This is a genomic window from Rhodanobacter sp. IGA1.0, from assembly GCF_040208325.1.
GTDB lineage: Bacteria > Pseudomonadota > Gammaproteobacteria > Xanthomonadales > Rhodanobacteraceae > Rhodanobacter > Rhodanobacter spathiphylli.
The window spans coordinates 2,132,370-2,150,128 of the sequence record NZ_CP157948.1; the positions used below are offsets into that span (position 1 = coordinate 2,132,370).

19 protein-coding genes are annotated in these 17,759 nt (G+C 67.3%); 7 read left to right on the top strand and 12 right to left on the bottom strand.

Going from position 1 to position 17,759, the window contains the following annotated elements:
- The first annotated feature begins 181 nt into the window (after window positions 1–181).
- The 3 genes from ABNK63_RS09590 to ABNK63_RS09600 all read left to right on the top strand — a co-directional run bounded on the left by ABNK63_RS09590 (window position 182) and on the right by ABNK63_RS09600 (window position 2,607).
- Complete coding sequence (locus ABNK63_RS09590) at window positions 182–661, top strand: VOC family protein (protein ID WP_007809175.1); 480 nt, start codon at window positions 182–184, stop codon at window positions 659–661.
- A gap of 2 nt (window positions 662–663) precedes the next feature.
- Window positions 664–1,884: a heparan-alpha-glucosaminide N-acetyltransferase domain-containing protein gene (locus ABNK63_RS09595; protein ID WP_007809177.1), complete on the top strand. Its 1,221-nt coding sequence runs from the start codon at window positions 664–666 to the stop codon at window positions 1,882–1,884.
- A gap of 69 nt (window positions 1,885–1,953) precedes the next feature.
- Window positions 1,954–2,607, top strand: a complete 654-nt coding sequence (locus ABNK63_RS09600) for a glutathione S-transferase family protein (RefSeq protein ID WP_007809178.1) — start codon at window positions 1,954–1,956, stop codon at window positions 2,605–2,607.
- An 84-nt stretch (window positions 2,608–2,691) separates the two neighbouring features.
- Here ABNK63_RS09600 and ABNK63_RS09605 read toward each other — a convergent pair whose 3' ends face one another.
- Entirely contained in the window at window positions 2,692–4,224 is a 1,533-nt protein-coding gene (locus ABNK63_RS09605) for a PLP-dependent aminotransferase family protein (protein ID WP_350015483.1), read from the bottom strand.
- Window positions 4,225–4,342: 118 nt separating this feature from the next.
- Between ABNK63_RS09605 and ABNK63_RS09610 the strand changes: the two genes are divergently transcribed.
- Window positions 4,343–5,986: an alpha/beta fold hydrolase gene (locus tag ABNK63_RS09610; RefSeq protein WP_350015484.1), complete on the top strand. Its 1,644-nt coding sequence runs from the start codon at window positions 4,343–4,345 to the stop codon at window positions 5,984–5,986.
- A gap of 186 nt (window positions 5,987–6,172) precedes the next feature.
- On the opposite strand, the gene ABNK63_RS09615 is transcribed toward ABNK63_RS09610, so the two are convergent.
- On the bottom strand, window positions 6,173–6,568 hold the full coding sequence (locus ABNK63_RS09615; RefSeq protein ID WP_350015485.1) for a DOPA 4,5-dioxygenase family protein: 396 nt from the start codon (window positions 6,566–6,568) through the stop codon (window positions 6,173–6,175).
- Window positions 6,569–6,590: 22 nt separating this feature from the next.
- Window positions 6,591–6,848 carry a 4-oxalocrotonate tautomerase gene (locus ABNK63_RS09620; RefSeq protein ID WP_350015486.1) on the bottom strand — a complete coding sequence of 86 codons (258 nt, stop codon included), beginning with the start codon at window positions 6,846–6,848 and terminating at the stop codon, window positions 6,591–6,593.
- A gap of 40 nt (window positions 6,849–6,888) precedes the next feature.
- Here ABNK63_RS09620 and ABNK63_RS09625 point away from each other — a divergent pair, with 40 nt between their 5' ends.
- Window positions 6,889–7,788, top strand: a complete 900-nt coding sequence (locus ABNK63_RS09625; protein ID WP_350015487.1) for a LysR family transcriptional regulator — start codon at window positions 6,889–6,891, stop codon at window positions 7,786–7,788.
- A gap of 101 nt (window positions 7,789–7,889) precedes the next feature.
- Here ABNK63_RS09625 and ABNK63_RS09630 read toward each other — a convergent pair whose 3' ends face one another.
- From ABNK63_RS09630 to ABNK63_RS09660, 7 genes are all read right to left on the bottom strand, one after another.
- Window positions 7,890–8,873, bottom strand: coding sequence for an amidohydrolase family protein (locus ABNK63_RS09630; protein ID WP_350015488.1), 984 nt, complete (start codon window positions 8,871–8,873; stop codon window positions 7,890–7,892).
- A 216-nt stretch (window positions 8,874–9,089) separates the two neighbouring features.
- Window positions 9,090–9,320, bottom strand: coding sequence for a helix-turn-helix domain-containing protein (locus ABNK63_RS09635; protein ID WP_007809185.1), 231 nt, complete (start codon window positions 9,318–9,320; stop codon window positions 9,090–9,092).
- Window positions 9,320–9,826 (bottom strand): DUF2975 domain-containing protein, encoded by a 507-nt coding sequence (locus tag ABNK63_RS09640; RefSeq protein WP_350015489.1) that lies wholly within the window; start codon window positions 9,824–9,826, stop codon window positions 9,320–9,322. Before ABNK63_RS09640 ends, ABNK63_RS09635 begins: the two co-directional genes overlap by 1 nt.
- Before the next feature lie 109 nt (window positions 9,827–9,935).
- Complete coding sequence (locus ABNK63_RS09645; RefSeq protein ID WP_350015490.1) at window positions 9,936–11,972, bottom strand: ATP-binding protein; 2,037 nt, start codon at window positions 11,970–11,972, stop codon at window positions 9,936–9,938.
- Window positions 11,969–13,462, bottom strand: coding sequence for an ATPase domain-containing protein (locus ABNK63_RS09650; protein ID WP_007809188.1), 1,494 nt, complete (start codon window positions 13,460–13,462; stop codon window positions 11,969–11,971). Before ABNK63_RS09650 ends, ABNK63_RS09645 begins: the two co-directional genes overlap by 4 nt.
- 213 nt (window positions 13,463–13,675) lie before the next feature.
- Entirely contained in the window at window positions 13,676–14,299 is a 624-nt protein-coding gene (locus tag ABNK63_RS09655) for a cold shock and DUF1294 domain-containing protein (RefSeq protein ID WP_350015491.1), read from the bottom strand.
- Window positions 14,300–14,640: 341 nt separating this feature from the next.
- A complete protein-coding gene (locus ABNK63_RS09660) occupies window positions 14,641–15,177 on the bottom strand; it encodes a carboxymuconolactone decarboxylase family protein (protein ID WP_350015492.1) in 537 nt (178 codons plus the stop codon).
- A gap of 131 nt (window positions 15,178–15,308) precedes the next feature.
- Here ABNK63_RS09660 and ABNK63_RS09665 point away from each other — a divergent pair, with 131 nt between their 5' ends.
- On the top strand, window positions 15,309–16,217 hold the full coding sequence (locus ABNK63_RS09665) for an AraC family transcriptional regulator (protein WP_350015493.1): 909 nt from the start codon (window positions 15,309–15,311) through the stop codon (window positions 16,215–16,217).
- Between the two features lie 67 nt (window positions 16,218–16,284).
- Here ABNK63_RS09665 and ABNK63_RS09670 read toward each other — a convergent pair whose 3' ends face one another.
- On the bottom strand, window positions 16,285–16,662 hold the full coding sequence (locus ABNK63_RS09670) for a TonB-dependent receptor (protein WP_350015494.1): 378 nt from the start codon (window positions 16,660–16,662) through the stop codon (window positions 16,285–16,287).
- 178 nt (window positions 16,663–16,840) lie between these two features.
- Between ABNK63_RS09670 and ABNK63_RS09675 the strand changes: the two genes are divergently transcribed.
- Window positions 16,841–17,251: an ester cyclase gene (locus tag ABNK63_RS09675; protein WP_350015495.1), complete on the top strand. Its 411-nt coding sequence runs from the start codon at window positions 16,841–16,843 to the stop codon at window positions 17,249–17,251.
- 6 nt (window positions 17,252–17,257) lie between these two features.
- On the opposite strand, the gene ABNK63_RS09680 is transcribed toward ABNK63_RS09675, so the two are convergent.
- The gene (locus ABNK63_RS09680; protein WP_350015496.1) at window positions 17,258–17,668 is read right to left on the bottom strand and encodes a MarR family transcriptional regulator; all 411 of its coding nucleotides are present in this window, start codon (window positions 17,666–17,668) and stop codon (window positions 17,258–17,260) included.
- Between the last annotated feature and the right edge of the window lie 91 nt (window positions 17,669–17,759).

A 17,759-nucleotide genomic window follows, 5' to 3' on the forward strand; every position in this document is an offset into this window, starting at 1 on the left:
CGCCATGAAGACGGTGTTGCGGCGCCCGGTCCCCGGGCCGGAGGCCGGCGGGACGCGACACGGCCCCGTGTCGGCGCGTACTTTCACCGTGGACATGCCGCGGCCCGGAGCTGTCGATCCGCCTGCACTTCGTTCGTCGCAGCAAGGAAGCATTCCCGCCACCTTCAGCCAGGAGAACCCCATGCTCGCCAAGAACACCATTTGCGTCTGGTACGACGGCGCTGCCCTCGAGGCCGCCACGTTCTATGCCAGCACTTTCCCGGACAGCTCCGTGGGGGCGGTCCATCACGCGCCAGGCGATTATCCCGCCGGCAGGCAGGGCGATGTGCTGATGGTCGATTTCACGGTCATGGGCATCCCCTGCTTGGGCCTGAATGGCGGGCCGGGCATGCTGCACAACGAATCCTTCTCGTTCCAGGTGGCCACCGACGACCAGGCCGAGACCGATCGCCTGTGGAACGCGATCATCGACAACGGCGGCCAGGCCAGCGCCTGTGGCTGGTGCAAGGACAAGTGGGGAGTTTCCTGGCAGATCAGCCCCCGCATGCTGATCGCCGCGGTCACCCACCCCGACCCCGCCGTCGCGCGGCGCGCGTTCGAGGCGATGATGGAGATGGGCAAGATCGACATCGCCGCGATCGAAGCCGCCGTGCGCGGCTGACCATGGCGACGACCACCACGATGCACAACCGGGGCCGGGCGGGCTCCGACCATCCTTCCGGCCGGTTCCGCATCGAATCGGTCGACCTGCTGCGCGGCGTCATCATCGTGATCATGGCGCTGGACCACGTGCACGATTTCTTCGGCGCGCCCGGCGCCAATCCCACCGACCTGGCCACCACCACGGCGCCGCTCTTCCTGACCCGCTGGATCACCCATTTCTGCGCACCGGTGTTCTTCCTGCTCACCGGTACCGGCGCCCGTCTTGCGCTGCAACGGCTGTCGAGGAACGAGCTGTCGCGCTTCCTGCTCACGCGCGGCTTGTGGCTGCTGTTCCTCGAAGTGGTCGTGATGCGTTTCGCGCTGCAGTTCAATCTCGACTATCAGGTAACCATCATCACCGTGTTGTGGGCACTGGGATGGTCGATGATCGTGCTGGCCGGGCTGATCCATCTGCCGGACCGGGCGATCGTGGCGTTCGGCGTGATCCTGGTGGCTGGCCACAACCTGCTCGACGGCATTCCGGCAACGGCCTTCGGCGATTTCGCCCCCTTGTGGTCGGTGCTGCATGCGCCGGGCTTTCTGATCAACACTCCGCGACATGGGGTGTTCATCGCCTATCCGCTGATTCCCTGGCTGGGTGTGACCGCGCTGGGTTACACGCTGGGACAGGCGTATCGCTGGAGCGACGAGCGCCGCCGCGCACTGCTGCTTCGGCTCGGCGCCGGACTCGTCGCGGGCTTCGTGCTGCTGCGGCTGCTGAACGTGTACGGCGACCCGTTCCCCTGGTCGGTGCAGAAGTCGCCGCTGTGGACGCTGCTGTCCTTCCTCGATACCAACAAGTACCCGCCGTCGCTGCTGTTCCTGCTGATGACACTGGGCCCTGCCCTGCTGCTATTGCGCGTGTTCGACGTCGGCACTCCCCGCTGGCTGCGCCCCGCATTGACCATCGGCAAGGTGCCGCTGTTCTTCTACGTCCTGCATTTCTACCTGATCCACCTGCTGGCGGTGGCCGCCTGTTACCTGCGTTTCGGCCACGTCGACGGCATGTTCCGGTCGCCGGACCTGGGGCACTTCCCGTTTACCGCGCCGGCGGGCTGGGCCGCTGGCCTGCCCGTGATCTACCTGCTGTGGGGCGTCGTGGTGCTTGCCCTGTATCCGCTGTGTCGCTGGTATGCCGACATCAAGCGGCGACGCAAGGACTGGTGGCTCAGCTATCTCTGAGCATCACGACGATTTCCCGCCATCCACTCATGACACATGTGGCGTCATGCCATGACCAGGAGCCCCACCATGATTCCCACCATCACTGCCTTTGCAGCGTCGCCCGATCGCGGCCGGGGACTGGCCCGCGACCTGCGCGTCCGCTGGGCGCTGGAAGAAGTCGGCCAGGCCTATGCAGTGCGGCTGGTGTCGTTCGCGGAGATGAAGCAGCCCGCGCATCTGGCGCTGCACCCATTCGGGCAGATTCCCACTTATGAAGAAGGCGAACTCGCCCTGTTCGAGTCGGGCGCCATCGTGTTCCACATCGCGCAGACACGTGCAGGCCTGCTGCCCGAAGGAACGAATGCCCGCGCCCGCGCGATCACCTGGATGTTCGCCGCGCTGAACACGGTGGAGCCGCCGCTGGTCGAGTTCAGCATGGCCAGGGTATTCGAACGCGACAAGCCCTGGTACGAGCAACGCCAGCCGATGCTCGAGGAGCGGGCGCGCAAGACGCTGGGCCTGCTGTCCAGCCGCCTGGGCGACGCCGACTGGCTCGACGGCGCATTCAGCGCAGGCGACCTGATGATGGCGGGCGTGCTGTTCCGGGCGAAGCCCACGGGAATACTGGACGGCTATCCGAACCTCGCCGCCTACGTCGCCCGCGCCGAAGCACGGCCCGCGTTCAAGCAGGCATTTGCCGCACAGCTGGCCGTGTTCGAGAACGGCGTCGCAGCGGGCTGACCATCGTTCGTTCCGGGGCCCGCGCAACAGACGGCGGAGCCCGGGATGAACCAGCCAGCGCAAGCGCACCGGTTCCTGCAACCGTCAGACACGGGCCGGCTCAATTCGCCGGTCCCGCTTCGGCGACGACATGGCGAATTTTTTCCCGACCGCCAGGCAGGCCTCGGCGAGCCGTGTCCCGGCCCGCTTGAGGGCCGCCTCGGACACCCCCGCATAGCTCAGCACCAGGGTCACGTGATCGGGTGGCGTGCGATGGAAGCACTCGGCGGAACGGATGCGCACGCCGCGCGCCAGCGCCTCGGCCAGCACTGCCGCGGTGGCATGGCGTGGCAACCGGGGCAAGTGCACGAAAAGCGATCCCCCCGCCACCGCGTCGGTCACCGTCATGGCGTCGCCGAGACGCGCATGCAGGGCTGCGTGCAGCGCCCGATGGCGAGGCGCCAGGCGGTGGGCGATGCGCCGCAGATCGCGCAGATACTGGCCGCTGTTGATGCACGCCGCAAGCACGTGCTGCTGCATCGATACGCTGCCGCGATCAGCCAGCCACTTGACCGCCAGGAACCGCTCGCGCAGCTGGCGCGGCACCAGCATGTAGCCCAACTGCAAGGCTGGAAACATCGAACGGGCGAAGCTGCTGACATGGATGACCCGGCCATGCCGATCCAGCGACCACAAGGACGGAGCCGTGCGCACACCGAAGCGGTGTTCGCAATCGAAATCGTCCTCGACCAGGACCGCATCGTGGGCACAGGCCCAATGCAGCAGTGCCCGGCGCCGATCCTCGGGCATGACCACCCCGGTCGGGAACTGGAATGACGGCGACACGTTGAGCAATCGCACGCCATCGAGCGCCGCGGCATGGCGGTCGATGTCCATGCCGCGCGAGTCGACCGGACACGGCACGATCCGCGCGCCGATCGCCTCGAAAGTGTGGCGCACGCTCCAGTGACAGGGCTCCTCCACGCCGACACCATCGTCTTCGTCGAGCAGGACGCGGGCGATCAGATCGCGTGCCTGCTGGGCGCCGCTGACGATCAGGATGTCGTCCGGATCGACCTCGATCGCCCGCTCGACCCCCAGGTAGCCGGCGACCGCCTTGCGCAGCTCGATGGCGCCCTGCAGTTCCGGGAAGTCGGGCGTGTCGCGACGACGCAGCAAGGCCACCAGGTTCTGCTTCCACGCCTTGAGACTGCGCGGATCGGACTTCACGCGCGGCTGCGCCAGATCGACCAGCCCTCCTTCGATCACGCCCGTGTCGAGCGCCGGCAGATTCCTCTCCGGCATGGCGGGCAGCACGGCCCGCCGGGCCAGGCGGGAAAGCCGGGGTTCTCCCGGCGCCACCACCGGTTCGTCGACCGATGTGCCGCCTGCGGATGCATCGATGCGACGCGCACTCACGTAGGTGCCGCTGCCCGAACGCGACTCCAGGTAGCCCTCGCTTTCCAGCTGGTCGTAAGCCATCAGGACCACCGTGCGGGAAACACCGAGGGCGACGGTCATCGAGCGGGTGCCCGGCAGGCGCGCGCCTGCCTGGAAGCGACCGGTATCGATGTCGCGCCGGATCGACTCGGCGATCCGGACATACATCGGCTTGTCGTCTTGCCGCCTGTTCGCCATCCATGCTCCCCGAGGCGGCTTGAAGTGGTTACATGGAAAAAGCGGGCGACTGGTCATTTACGCCCCCGCCAGCCCTGCAGATGATCATGCCATGGCCACTGAACAGGGAAGCATCACGATGAAGTTGCTCAAGTTGTCCGCGCGTCGGCTGGCGGTGTTGATCGGTTGTGCGGCGTGCGCAGGGCTGGCGAATGCCCGGACTGCGGACGATCACTCGACCGATCCGGCCTACGCCAGGTACTACCAGCAGGCGGTGGACTGGGGCGGCTGTCCGCCCTCGTTGTTCACCGATGGAAGCACGATCCAGTGTGCCCTGATCACCGTGCCGATCGACTGGGCCGATCCGAGCCACGGCGACATCACCATCGGCATTTCCCGGCCGCTGCATTCACCGCCCGGCGCACGCCTGCTGCTGGTCAACGCGGGTGGCCCGGACAACTCCAGCGCTTCGCAGGCGGAGATGCTTGAGCAGTTGCAGCCGCAAGTCCAGGCCAATCACCTGGTGGTCGGCGTCGACCTGCGCGGCATCACCGATGGCCTGGGTACCCAGGTGAGCTGCGACTATGCGCCGCGCAGCGGTGCCGAGAATTTCATGGACGGCGACAGCCGCAATCCCACGGCCGCCAGCGTGCAGGCACAGCAGGACTGGTGGAATCGCTCGATCAGCACTTGCCTGCAGCAGCACGCCGCCTTCCTCGAGAGCATCAACACGCCCAACCACACCCGTGACCTGAACCTGGTGCGTGCGGTGCTGGGTTTTTCCCGCGCCGACCTGTTCGGTGTATCCAGCGGCAGCAGCCTGATGGCGTACGCGAGCCGCCTGTTTCCGGACCGGTTCGAGCGCCTGGTGCTCGACAGCAACATGAACTGGTTGCACCTGGACTGGCAGCAGCAGGACTTGAAGCGGATGTCGATGGATCAGCTGAACGTGCAGCAGGCTTTCATTCCATTCATCGCGCGGCATGATGACCAGTTCCACATGGGCACGACGCCACAGCAGGTGATGACGACCTTCCAGCGGATCTACCAGGCCGCCTCGCAGCACCGCATGGGCAGCGTGACGCCGGACCAGGCGCTGGCTTCGCTCGATGGCACCGGCATGTGGGTGTTCTGGGATCTGCTGGTGTCACCGTCACTCGGCGCGATGTCGCAGGCGCTGGATGGCGACCCGGCACACATCGCCGCTGCCGAACAGATGGGCGCGATGACCTCGGTCGACCTGCGCAGCCAGCCCGGCTTCAACCCGATGGCCGACGTCCTGCAGTGCAACGACTCGGGCTCCACCGATACGCGCAGCATCGCCCGCAAGATCGCGGATGTCCGCACGAACTGGGCGATCGGCACCTCCACCCTGATCGACAAGTGCCAGCACTGGCCGTGGCGACCGGTGCTCGACCGCCTGCTGGAGTCGCGCACCAGGGTGCATGCGCTGATGGTGCAGAACGAGTTCGATCCGTCCACGCCCTACTCGGAGGCGCTCAAGGATCGCCTCCTCGACGGCCCCGCCGCGCGGATGGTGCTGGTCAACAACGCCACCACCCACGGCGTGATGTTCGACGACAACAGCTGCACCACCGACGCGGAGTTCGCCTATCTGAACTCAGGCGACATGCCTGCCCGCGACGTGGTCTGCCAGGCCAAGCCGATGCACTCCTTCGCCATGCAGGACGCCATGACCCACGAATACGGCTACCCCGCCGCGGGCTGGTGGCTGCCGCCCCCGCCGAACACGCATCAGGCGAACTGGCTGCTGGTGCCCTGAGAGGTTGCGACTTCACAGCCTCGAAGCCCGGAGACGGCAGGACAGTGGATGGAGAGGGCACGGACGCCCGGGGCGAGACAACGCAGGAGCCGTTGCCCACCCCGAATCGGGGCGAGGCGGGCACCGTTGTTCATCGCCCACCGGAAACTGTCTCGGTGATCCGCCGACTGCCCGCGTTCCCCGGCCTCAGAAGTCCGACCTGGCGAAACGCGCGACACCCTGGTTCATGCCCGGCGGATCGAGCGTGCTCAGGTCGAGTTCGATCGGCGTGCCGATCCAGTGCGCCAGCGTCGTGTGGTCGGCCAGGTCGTCATCGGTGAGCGGATGGACCAGCGCGGTGAGGCCGGAGGCTTCGATCAGCTTGAGGATGGCCGGCAGCGCTTCTCCGGTGTAGTGAATCTCGAACTGCGGGATCGGATGCGGGCCGGCCTTGCCGTCCTTGAGCTGGCCTACGAAGAGCAGCCGGGGGATCGCACCCGAGTCCATGCGATCGATCAGGTCACGCCGCACGGCCTCGGCCGCGGCACGCGTTCCGGGCGTGCAGTAGATGTGCGCGTGCCAGGGCGCTTCGTGTTCGCTCATGTCGATCCTCCGCTCGCCGGGCTCACGCATCCGCCATCAACTTGCCGGCCTTGGCCCAGCCGTCGCGCGGCACTTCGCTGATCAGAATATCCACGCTTTCCGGCGGACAGGCCAGCGTCTCGGCGGTGGCGCGGGTCACTTCGCGCACGAAGGCGCGCTTTTGTTCCACGGTGCGGCCGGGCAGCATTTCGAGGTGCAGGGTGGGCATGGTGTTCTCCGATGAAAGGCCCCGGATCGAGGCGGCGGCCATGGTGCGCCCTGCCTGCAACTTGATAAACATGCCATGATTTGACCCATTTTAAACCCATAGGTTGTCAATCATGAACAAGCTGGCCGGCATGGAGATGTTCGTCCGGGTGGTGGAAAGCGGCAGCTTCACTGCCGCCGCCGAGCTCAGCCGGGTCTCGCCCACCATGGTCGCCAAGCACGTGCGCGCCATCGAGGATCGACTGGGCGCGCGCCTGCTCCACCGCACCACCCGCCGGCAACAGCTCTCCGACGTGGGCCGGCTTTACTACGAGCGCTGCAAGCAGGCGCTGGCCGACGTGGAACTGGCCGAGGCCAGCGCGTCGGAATTGCAATCCAGCCCGCGCGGCCGCCTGCGGCTGGTGTCGCCGGTGAGTTTCGGCAGCCACAGCCTGGTGCCGGCGCTGAGCGAGTACATGGCGCGCCACCCCGAGGTCGGCGTCGAACTGACGCTGGACAACGGTCGTCCCAGCCTCGTCGACGAAGGCTTCGAACTGGGCATCCACATCGGCGACATCAACGAGCCCGGCCTGGTCGCCCGCCCGCTGCAACCCTACCGTCGACGCCTGGCCGCGGCACCGGCCTACCTGGAGCGACATGGCCAGCTCGATCATCCGCAGCAACTGGTTGCACACGAATGCCTGGGCTTGTCGTACTGGCGGCGGCACGACCTCTGGCGACTGGTCGGGCCCGGCGGAGCCACCTGCAACGTCGCCGTGCAGGGCCGCTTCACGGCGAACCAGGGCGATGCCCTGCGCATCGCCGCGCTGAACGGCATCGGCATCGTGCTCCAGCCCGAGGCGGTGCTCGCCGATGACCTGGCCTCCGGCCGCCTGTTGCCGGTGTTGCCCGAGTGGTCGCTGGCGCCCTCGCCGATGTACCTGATCTATCCGCAGAACCTGCATCCCACCGCCAAGCTGCGCACTGTCATCGACTTCCTGGTCGAGCGGTTCGGCCCGTCGCCGAAGCAATGACGGCATGCCTGCGCAGTCTGCCGCATCCGCTCCCTCGCATCGCGTGCAGCTCCGTTCGCCTGCTCCCCTGAACCGCCGAACACGTTTGTTCGCCGGCATCTTCAACGCTTCGCGTACGGCGCCACCTGGCTGCGCAGGATTTTCCATTCCGCCGCGGTCAGCGGCAGCTCCGGGTATCGACGGCTGTAGTAGTCGGCAAGGTCGCCGCTGAACGGCCAGTCCGAAGCAGGCAGGAAATGGCGCAGCCCGATGCGCCGGATCAGCGCCACCAGCGCCTGCTTGTCGGCGGGACGGCTGTCGTCCCTCCACACGTCGGCAAGATCGAACCAGACGTGCCTGAATTTTCCGGGATGCCGGTCGAATGCGTCGGCAAACGCGCCCAGCGCGGACAGCGTGGCCTGGTCCAGTCCGCCCCAGCCTCCCGCGTGGGCGATCTGCACCGGGGTGTCGCCGGCTGCAGGGAGTACGTCCGCCAGGAATCGCTGCACGTCGCGTGCGCCGTAATCCATGCTTGCGGGGCGCAGATGGATCATGATCGCCAGGCGGGCGTCGGCCGCCGCGTGGAACACCGCCTTCAGCGCCGCCACGTCGCGGTCGCGTCGAAGGTTCACCCCGGACGCCGTGAGGTGGAGTTTGATGCCGGTCACGGCGGGGTTGCCGCGCCAGCGCATGATTTCCGGCAGCGCGTCGGGCCTGAGTGGATCGATGGCCACGAACGCGCCCAGGCGACCACCGGATTCGCGCGCGAGATTCACGGTCCAGTCGTTGGCGGCGCGCAGCAGCGCCGCGGCGTCGGCGCGTTGCGGCACCATCATCGGGCTCTCGGCCAGGTAACCCGTCGACATCACCAGCGCGCGCCGGACACCGGCACGATCCATCGCCCGCAGCAAGTCGTCAGGCGTCAACGGCGCGGTGATCGCCGGATCGCAGCCGCCATAACGCTCGACGCTCTTGCAGTAGACAGGCAGAAAGTCGCGGATCGCCGGCGAGTTCACGTGCACATGGTGATCGACGCGCACCGGTACCAGGCGATCTCGCGCCGGCAGCGCGCTGCATGCGGCCAGCGCCAGGACCAACGCCGCCACGCAAGGCCGCATCGGCACCCGCGTGACTGCAGACCTTCCGACAGGAAAATGCACGTCGCCTCCCGACCTTCGCCGTACGTTTGACCATGTCGCCCGCGCGACATGCGTTGCGTTCGATGCTGCCCATCATCAAACGCCGTTTCCGTGTGTGCAATCGCGACCCGCTCGGCGCCGGCCGATCCGCCGGGCTGCAGCCGCTGGTCGATGCGAACGCCTTCACCGCTGCTGCGGCGTGGGCGCGGCATCGGGCTCCCAGCGCAGCAGGTCGCCCGGCTGGCAGTCCAGCGCCTGGCACAGCGCGTCCAGCGTGGCCAGGCGGACAGCCTTGGCCCGTCCGTTCTTCAGCACCGCCAGGTTCGCGGGGGTGATGCCGATGCGTTCGGCCAGCGTGCCGACGGCCATCTTGCGCCGGGCCAGCATGACGTCGATGTCCACCACGATGGCCATCAGATCACCTCGTCCAGTTCGGACTGCAGATGCCTGGCCCGGGAATCCAGCGCCACCGCCTGCTTGAGCAGCATCCGCAGCACCAGCACGATCAGCGCCACGCCGCCGATCACCAGCGAGGCGCCGCAGACCATTGCCACCAGGCCGGGAGCGATTTCGTCGCCCGGCGTGGTCCGGTTGCTGTGCGCGGCCACCACCGCGATGCCGAAGGTCAGCACCGAGGCCGCCGCGATTGCGCCGATCACGATGTCGACGTAACGGAATGCCGCCAGCGAAAACACCGTGCCGCGCCGGACCATGGTCAGCAGCCGCCAGATGCACACCGCGGTCACCTGCATCGTCAACACGCCCAGGATCACGATCACCACCAGCGGAATCCGCACGTCCGCCCGCGCCGATTCCAGGTCCTGCCACAACAGCGGTGCGATCACCCCCTGCACCACCAGCGAACCCGCCAAGGCGATCGCGATCACCACCCGCAACGCCAGCACCGCAAGATTCCCCATTGCCGCTCTCCCCATATCGTATGGAGATCGCAATATATCGTAAAACGATAGATTTACAATGACGAACGATGTAACCGACGTATCGATCGGAGCCGCGCTCCGACCCGCCTCAAAGCTGTGCACCCCCAAGCTCCGCTGCATTCGCCTCTGCCGGAACCAGCTTCGCCAGCGCCCGGGCGATATCCGCTTGCCGGAAGGGTTTGGCCAGACGGGCGAGCCCCACGGTGTCGCCGGCCGGTCCGCTGTAGCCGGTGATCAGCAGCACCGGCAGCTGGGGTTGCCAGCCGTGCAGGCGGCGCGCCATTTCGGCGCCATCCATGCGCGGCATCTTGTAGTCGGTCACCACCACATCCACCTGCAGCCCGTTCTGGATCTTGTCCAGCGCCTCGGCGGCGCCGCCCGCTTCCACCACCCGATGCCCCAGCTCGCGCAGGAGCATGGCGATGCCGTCGCGCACGAGCTGCTCGTCATCGACCAGCAGGATGTCGAGCGACCGGGTGGCGGGCCGGGGCCGATCCATCCGGGCGTCAAGCTGCGAAGCCGTTGCCGCCGCGGCGGATGCCACGGGCAACCACAGTTCGACACGCGTGCCCGCGCCCGGCGTGCTGGTGATCGCGAAGTGGCCGCCAAGCTGGGCGGCCAGGCCATGCACCATCGACAGGCCCAGCCCGGTGCCGCGACCGGTTTCCTTGGTCGAGAAGAACGGCTCCACCGCACGCGCCAGCGTTTCGCGGTCCATGCCGGTGCCGCTGTCGATCACGCTCACCCGCACGTACTCGCGCGCGGCGAGCTTGGCCATGTCGGCACCACCCGCCACCACGTCGGCGACAATGCTCAGCACGCCACCGGCAGGCATCGCGTCGCGCGCGTTGACGCACAGGTTCAGCAGCGCCAGCTCCAGCTGGTTGGGGTCGGCCAGCGCCTTCGGCAGGCCGGGCACGCTGTCGATGCGCAGCTCGATGGCGACGCCGATCGAACTCCTGATCAGGTCGCGCATGCCGGCCAGCAGCGCCACCATGTCCACCGCCTGGGTCTGCAGGCTCTGGCGCCGGGCGAAGCCCAGCAGCCGCTGCACCAGCGTCTTGGCGCGCTCGGCCGATTGCAGGGCGCCATCGATCAGGCGCGCGGCACGAGCGTCGGCATCGCCGTACCGTCGCTGCAGCAGGTCCAGCGCGCCGGTGATCGGCATCAGCAGGTTGTTGAAGTCGTGGGCCACGCCGCCGGTGAGCTGGCCGATCGTCTCCAGCTTCTGCGCCTCGTGCAGCTTGGCCAACGCTTCCTGGCGAGCCGCGGTTTCTTCGCGCACGCGCTGTTCCAGCGTACCTGTCAGATCGCGCAGCGATTGCTCGGTGGCGCGCTGTTCGGTGACGTCGATGTGCACGCCCACCCATTCGACGATGCTGCCGTCGCGATGAAAAGTGGGAATGGCGCGCGTGCCGAATATCCGCCACTGGCCGTTCGCCACGCGCAGGCGATGCTCGAACTGGAACACGCGTCGTTCCTCCACCGCGGCCTGCCACGCCGCGAGCGTGGGATCGATGTCACGCGGGTCCAGCACACCGGTCCAGCCGTGTCCCTGGTACTCCTCCCGGCGCTGCCCGGTCAGCGCCGCCCAGGCCGGTTGCTCACCCTCCATCTGGCCGTGCGCGTTGCTGGTCCACAGCACGCCCTGCACGGCCTCCACCGCCGCACGGAACCGCTGCTCGCTGTCGTAAAGGGCATCCAGCCGGACGCGTGCGTCGTATTGCCGGCGCCGTCCGCGCAAGGCGGACTGGGCCAGGCTGACCAGGGTGGTGGGATGGAACGGACGCTCCAGGAAGGTCACGTTGCCCAGCACGGTCAGCCACCGGTGGGCGGCGGGGTTGCGTTCGATGCCGCCGCGGCTGGTCAACAGGATGAACGGGAAGTCCGACCACTGCGGCTGTGCCGCCAGCCAGTTCGCCATCGCGTGCAGGTCGGCCTGCAACAGGTGTTCCTCGGTCACGATCGCCAGGCCGGCGCCCGCTTCCATCCCGCGCACGAGTTCATCCAGCGACGGGCACACGTGCGAACCCAGCCGTGCTTCGGCGAGGATCGCCGCCGCCACGTGGGCGTCGCGCCCCCGTGGTGCGAGGATCAGGGCGCGTTCGGAGAAGGCCGGAATCACGGCCGATCCGGGAACAGTCGGCTTTCCGCATCGACGCTGGATATCGTCGGCACGCCGCGCAACACGCCCTGGAACTGGGTCAGCGGCTGGCCCAGCTGGAAGCCGTGGGTGCCGATGCGGTACTCGCGAATGGTGTCCTCGTGGGCGCTGGCGCGCTTCTTCACCACCGAAATCGCCCGGCGCACCCTTCCGGCCGCTTCGAAGTAGCGCAGCAGCACCACGGTGTCGGCCAGATACGTCACGTCCACGGGGGCCTTCATGTCGCCCACCAGACCGTGCTGGGCGACGGTGAGGAAGGTCGTCACCGCGCGCCGGTTGAGGAACTGCAGCAACTCGTGGATGTGCAGCACCAGCGCCTGTTCTTCGGGCATGGCAGCCTGGTAGCCGTTGAGGCTGTCGATCACCACCGTGCGCACGCCCGCCTCCACATGCTGGCGCACGCGCGCGGAGAATTCGCCGGGTGTCATCTGCGCCGCGTCCACCTGTTCGATGATCAGCTGACCGTCATCGACCATGCGCCGCAGGTCGATGCCGACACCGAGCGCACGCTGATACAGCAGCCCCAGTTCCTCGTCGAACACGAACAGACCCGCGCGCTCGCCGCGCTCGATCGCGCCGGAGATGAAGGTCAGCGTCAGCAGCGACTTGCCGGTGCCGGCCGGGCCCAGCACCAGCACGCTGGAACCGCGCTCGATGCCGCCACCAAGCAAGGCATCGAGTTCGGGCGACGCACTGGCCAGCCTGTCCCGCGCATACGTATCGCTGTCGCGGTGACCGGCGACCAGACGGGGGAACACCGTCACGCCGCCCTTGCGGATCACGAAGTCGTGGTAGCCGCCCCGGAATTGCCGGGCGCGATACTTCAGCACGCGAAGACGACGGCGCTCGGCGCCGTAGTCCGGCGACAGCTCCTCCAGCCGGATCACTCCGTGCGCGATGCTGTGCACCGTCCGGTCGGTCAGTTCGCTGCTGAGATCGTCCAGCATCAACACGGTCGCGTCGTTGCGGGCGAAGTAATGCTTCAGGGTCAGGATCTGGCGCCGGTAGCGCAAAGAGCTCTGTGCCAGCAGGCGGATCTCGGACAGGCTGTCGAGCACCATGCGATCCGGCACCACACGTTCATAGGCCTCGAAAATCCGGCCGGTGGTTTCACCCAGCTCCAGGTCGGACGAATACAGCAGGCTCTGCTGCTGCGCTTCGTCCAGCAGGTTTTCCGGCGGCACCAGTTCGAAAATCTCCACGCCGTCCAGCGACCAGCCGTGCGACGCCGCGGTGGCGCGCAACTCGGCCTCGGTCTCGGACATCGTCACGTACAGCACGCGCTCCCCGGCATCGCGTCCTGCCAGCAGGAACTGCAGGCCGATGGTGGTCTTGCCCGTACCCGGGCTGCCTTCGAGCAGGAACAGCCGGCCCTTCGCAAAGCCGCCTTCCAGCACATCGTCGAGCCCGGCGATCCCCAGCAGGGCGTGGTCAGTCAGATGTTCGTCCAAGCTGTGCCTCCTCCGGGATGAAAATACAGGGCCACCTCTTAGCACAGCCCTCATCGCGATGACGCGAACGCGGGCGATGCGCGCGCACCGGCAGGTGCGGTCAAACAGTTGAGGTTCATCTCGGGCCGTGCGGCGTGAAGTTCCTTTCACGTCGTGGCCATGGCCGTGAAGGTTGCGGCGAGCGGCCGGTCGGCACCGCATCGAACAGCTGCTTCACCGGGCAAGCAATCGAAGCAGCTCAGCCGCCACTCCGGACTTGACGAGCCAGACACAGCCGCCCAGGTTCACCGCAACGGTCACCCGGAAAGCAAACTTGAATGTGTGCTTCACCGTCTTGTGACGAAACTGTTGCCGGGCAATCAATGCGCCCGGCCAGCCACCGAGCAGGTCGACCAGATGCAGATGGCTTTCCGGGGTGCGACTGCGGCTGCGCCCCTCTTGCGCCGCGGACTTGTCCGCCCAGTACATCAGGTAGGACACCAGACTCATGCCGAAGTAGACCGCCAGCAGCGCGAGCGGAAGGAAGCCGGTCGCCCATGCGACCACGCCGATCACCAGCGAGCCGGCCCCAAGCGCGGCGCGCGGCATGCGGGGTTGCCGCGACGACGGTCGAGCCACGGCTGCCCTTGCTCCGGCATGACGGATCTGTTGCGCGTTGCTGCGTCCGCGCTCATCGACGACGGGCAGGTACGAAATGAGATCACCCGCCTTGGGTCGACGCGCGCCGGGCGGAAACTGACTGATGTGCACAAACGTGCGCGTGCCGCCGCCATTCGGCACCACGAAGCCGAACCCCTTGTCGTCGTTCCATTCGGTGATCCGACCCGCAAAGCGCATGGCTGCCTCCGTCAGCGAAGAATGGTGTCAGGCGGCCGGCGGCAGGGCAATCTCGACGAAGCGAGGGCGCTGGCAGACGTTGCCGGTGGCCGTTGCCGCCCCTCGCGCACGGACTGATCTACGCGACGACCCGCGCCCTCGCGATCACGCTTGCAGTGGCATGCCGCGGAAGCGGCGGCAATCCGCTGCCTGCAGGCGAACCTCGCCGCAGAGACAGCGGCCGATGCATGTCGTCATGGCCGGCCTCCCCAGACATGCGATCGCGGCACCGATCCAGGCGACCAACGGCGGCACGGCAAAACGGGCGCCCCGAGACGCCCGTTTCGCTGTTGCGTCATGGCTCACGCGGCCCTGGGAAAATCCAGCGTGGTGTCGTTGATGCGGTTGACCATGTTGGTCAACAGGATCGCGCTCACCACCAGCGGGATCTCGACCAGTTGGCGATCGTCGAACCCGGCCGCCTTCAGCGCATCGACGGCGGCGGCGTCCAGCGTGCCACGCTGCTGCACCAGTTGCAGCGCGAACTTCACCAGCGCATCGATGCGCGCGTCTTCGGCATAGGCACCGCTGCGCAATTCACGTGTCTGCTCCGCCGTATAGCCGGCCATCTTGCCGGTCATGGTGTGGGCGGCCACGCAATAGTCACAGCCGGTGGCTTCGCTCACGGCAAGGTTGATCGCTTCCTGCTCGCGCCGGGAGAGCGAGCTCTTCGCCAGCGTGGCGCCGGTGTCGAGCATGTGGGCCAGCACGGCCGGCGCGTTGCTGCCGATGGTGGCGTAGACATTCGGCACCTTGCCGATGTTGCGCTTGACGATGCCGAACAGCTCGGCAGCTTCCTGGCCGGCCTGGTCCGGGGCGACTGTGTGCAAACGGGTCATGGGGTAACTCCTGTGGAAGAAAGAGGCGGCGTTGCCTTGGGCATCTGCCGGTGGAGACAATGATGGGCGTCGCGCTGGCGCCATCGTGTTGCGCGCGTCTCGATCCTGGTTTCATTCGTCTTGAGGTACCGATGGACAGTTTGAGCACCCTGGTGACTTCGATGGGCCTGCACGGACGGGTGGACCTGCTGTGCCGTTTCGCCGGCGCATGGTCGGTGCCGCACCCGGAGTCGCCCCCGGGCCAGGTGCCCTACCACGTGGTGCTGGCCGGCGAAGCCCTGCTGGAAGTGGGCCGCGAGAGACGGCCGTTCGTGGCTGGCGATCTGGTGCTGTTTCCGCGCGGCTCCGCCCACACCATGCGCCACGCGGACGGCGCCACCCTGGCGTTTGCCGAAGTACGCCGCCCGCTGGGCCGCCTGGTCGAACTGGCCAGCGATGCGCCGCGCAGCGACTTCGACATGCTGTGCGGCACCTTCGAGCTGGGTCGCCACCACGCCCTGCTGCTGCGGGCGCTGCCCGAGGTGGTTCATCTGCGCACCAGGGGCCGTGACGACTACGCCGGCCTGCACGCACTGCTGCATACCATGCGCCATGAAAGCCAGCAGGCCTCGCCGGGCGGCGACGCCGTGATCGCGCACCTGTCCGCCGCGCTGTTCACCCTGGTGGTGCGCACGCTGATGGACCAGGGCGACTTGCAACAAGGCCTGCTCGCCCTGTTGATGGATGCCCGCGTGGGTCCGGCGCTGGCCGCCGTGATCGCCGCCCCTGCCGAGCCGTGGACGCTGGAGCGGCTCGCCGAGGTCAGCCGCATGTCGCGGGCCAGCTTCGCGCGGCACTTCGCCGAACTGTCACCGGCCACGCCGATGGACGTGGTCACCGCCTTGCGCATGGACCTCGCCGCGCGCCTGCTGCGCGAAACCCCGCGCTCCATCGAGCAGATCGGCGAAGCCTGCGGCTACACTTCGCGCGCCGCCTTCGGCCAGGCTTTCAAGCGCGTGCACGGCACCAGCCCCGCCGCGTTCCGTCGCCAGGCCGGGTAACCAGAGAAGGAAGCCGGGGACGGTTCGCCCCGGCACGGTCCGTATCCACCACCGCGCGCGACGAACATCAGTCGCGCGATCGCAGGACCATCCACGCCATCAACAGCAAGGCAATCAGCACGCCCAGCGAGGCCAGTCCCAGCACCGGTCCGATGACCGCCTCGGGAACCTTGCCGCCGTAAAGCAGCACCAGGCCGACAGCCATCGCCAGCGCCGCAAGCTGATGCAGGTAGAACTGGAAGCCGGCGACCCGCCCGGCCGCGCCGGGCAGCCACAGCTTGTGGATCAGGGCGTAGACGAATGACACCACGAAACCCACCAGCAGGATGTGCGCGTGCGCGGCGAACAGCGAGTGGTCGTGCGAAGCCGCCATGTACATGCCCAGCCCCATGCCCGCAACGGCATAGGCGAAACCGCAGAGCAGAAACTTCCGGTCGAGTGTCATTTCAGTTTTCCCCTGGTCGCCAGTGACCGGCCACGATGTCGAACGATGCGCTGCCGGCCTCGCATCGCCGTCGGACGATGATGATACGGGTTCCAGTCGGCCCCGCGCACCGCGCTCGCGCAGCACATTCATACAGGTATACTGTATATTTCGACGACCGGACAATCAGGAGCGCGCGATGTCGTTGGAGGCCATCAAGGCCGTGGTACGACGGTTCAATGACGAAGTCATCGCCAGGGGAGACCGTGCCTCTTTCGATGCACTGATGCAGCCGGACTTCGTCAACCGCTCGGCACCAGCGGGTGCACCGAACGGGCCGGAAAGCATGTGGAACACGTTCGCGAACGTCCTGCGCCCCGCGCTGGACAACCTGGTCGTGACCATCCACGACCAGGTCGCCGAAGGCGACAAGGTCACCACCCGCAAGACCATCACCGGCATCCACGTTGGCACGCTGCTGGGCGTCGAAGCGACGGGGCGGACGGTCACCATCGAGGTGATCGACATCGTTCGCATCGCCAACGGGCGCTATGCGGAGCATTGGGGGCTGAACACCCTGGCCGCCACGCTGGCACAGCTGAAGAACTGAACCATTTCAGTCCACCGCAGCCGCGCTGAGCCGCTCCAGCAGTCCGATCGCCGTTCGCAGTTGCTTCCGTTCCGCCATGGACAACGTGGTGCCGATGAGCGTGCCGATCCGTGCTGCGCGTGTGCCCCGATCGCGCAACACCTGCGCACGGCCAGCGCGCGACAGCGACAGCTGCCAGCTGCGTCGATCGGCGGAGTCCGCACTCCGCTCGACCAATCCATCCGCCACCAGTTGCGCCACCACCACCCGCATCGTCTGGTGCGTCACCCGGCGCCGTTGCGCCAGCGCCGCCACGTTCATCGCGCCCTCGCGGGCCAGCAGGCCAAGCGTTTCGGACTGCGCCGATCTTTCGGTCGCCGTCTCCTCGCGGATCACCCGCACGAACGTGCCAATGGCCTGACGCAGCTCCTCGGCCAAGGCAAGGGCATCGGAAACCGGATCGTCTTGAAGCTTGCGTGTCGTCATCTCGCCAGTGTGCCGTATTCCTTGACCGGGTGGCTCCGGCGCC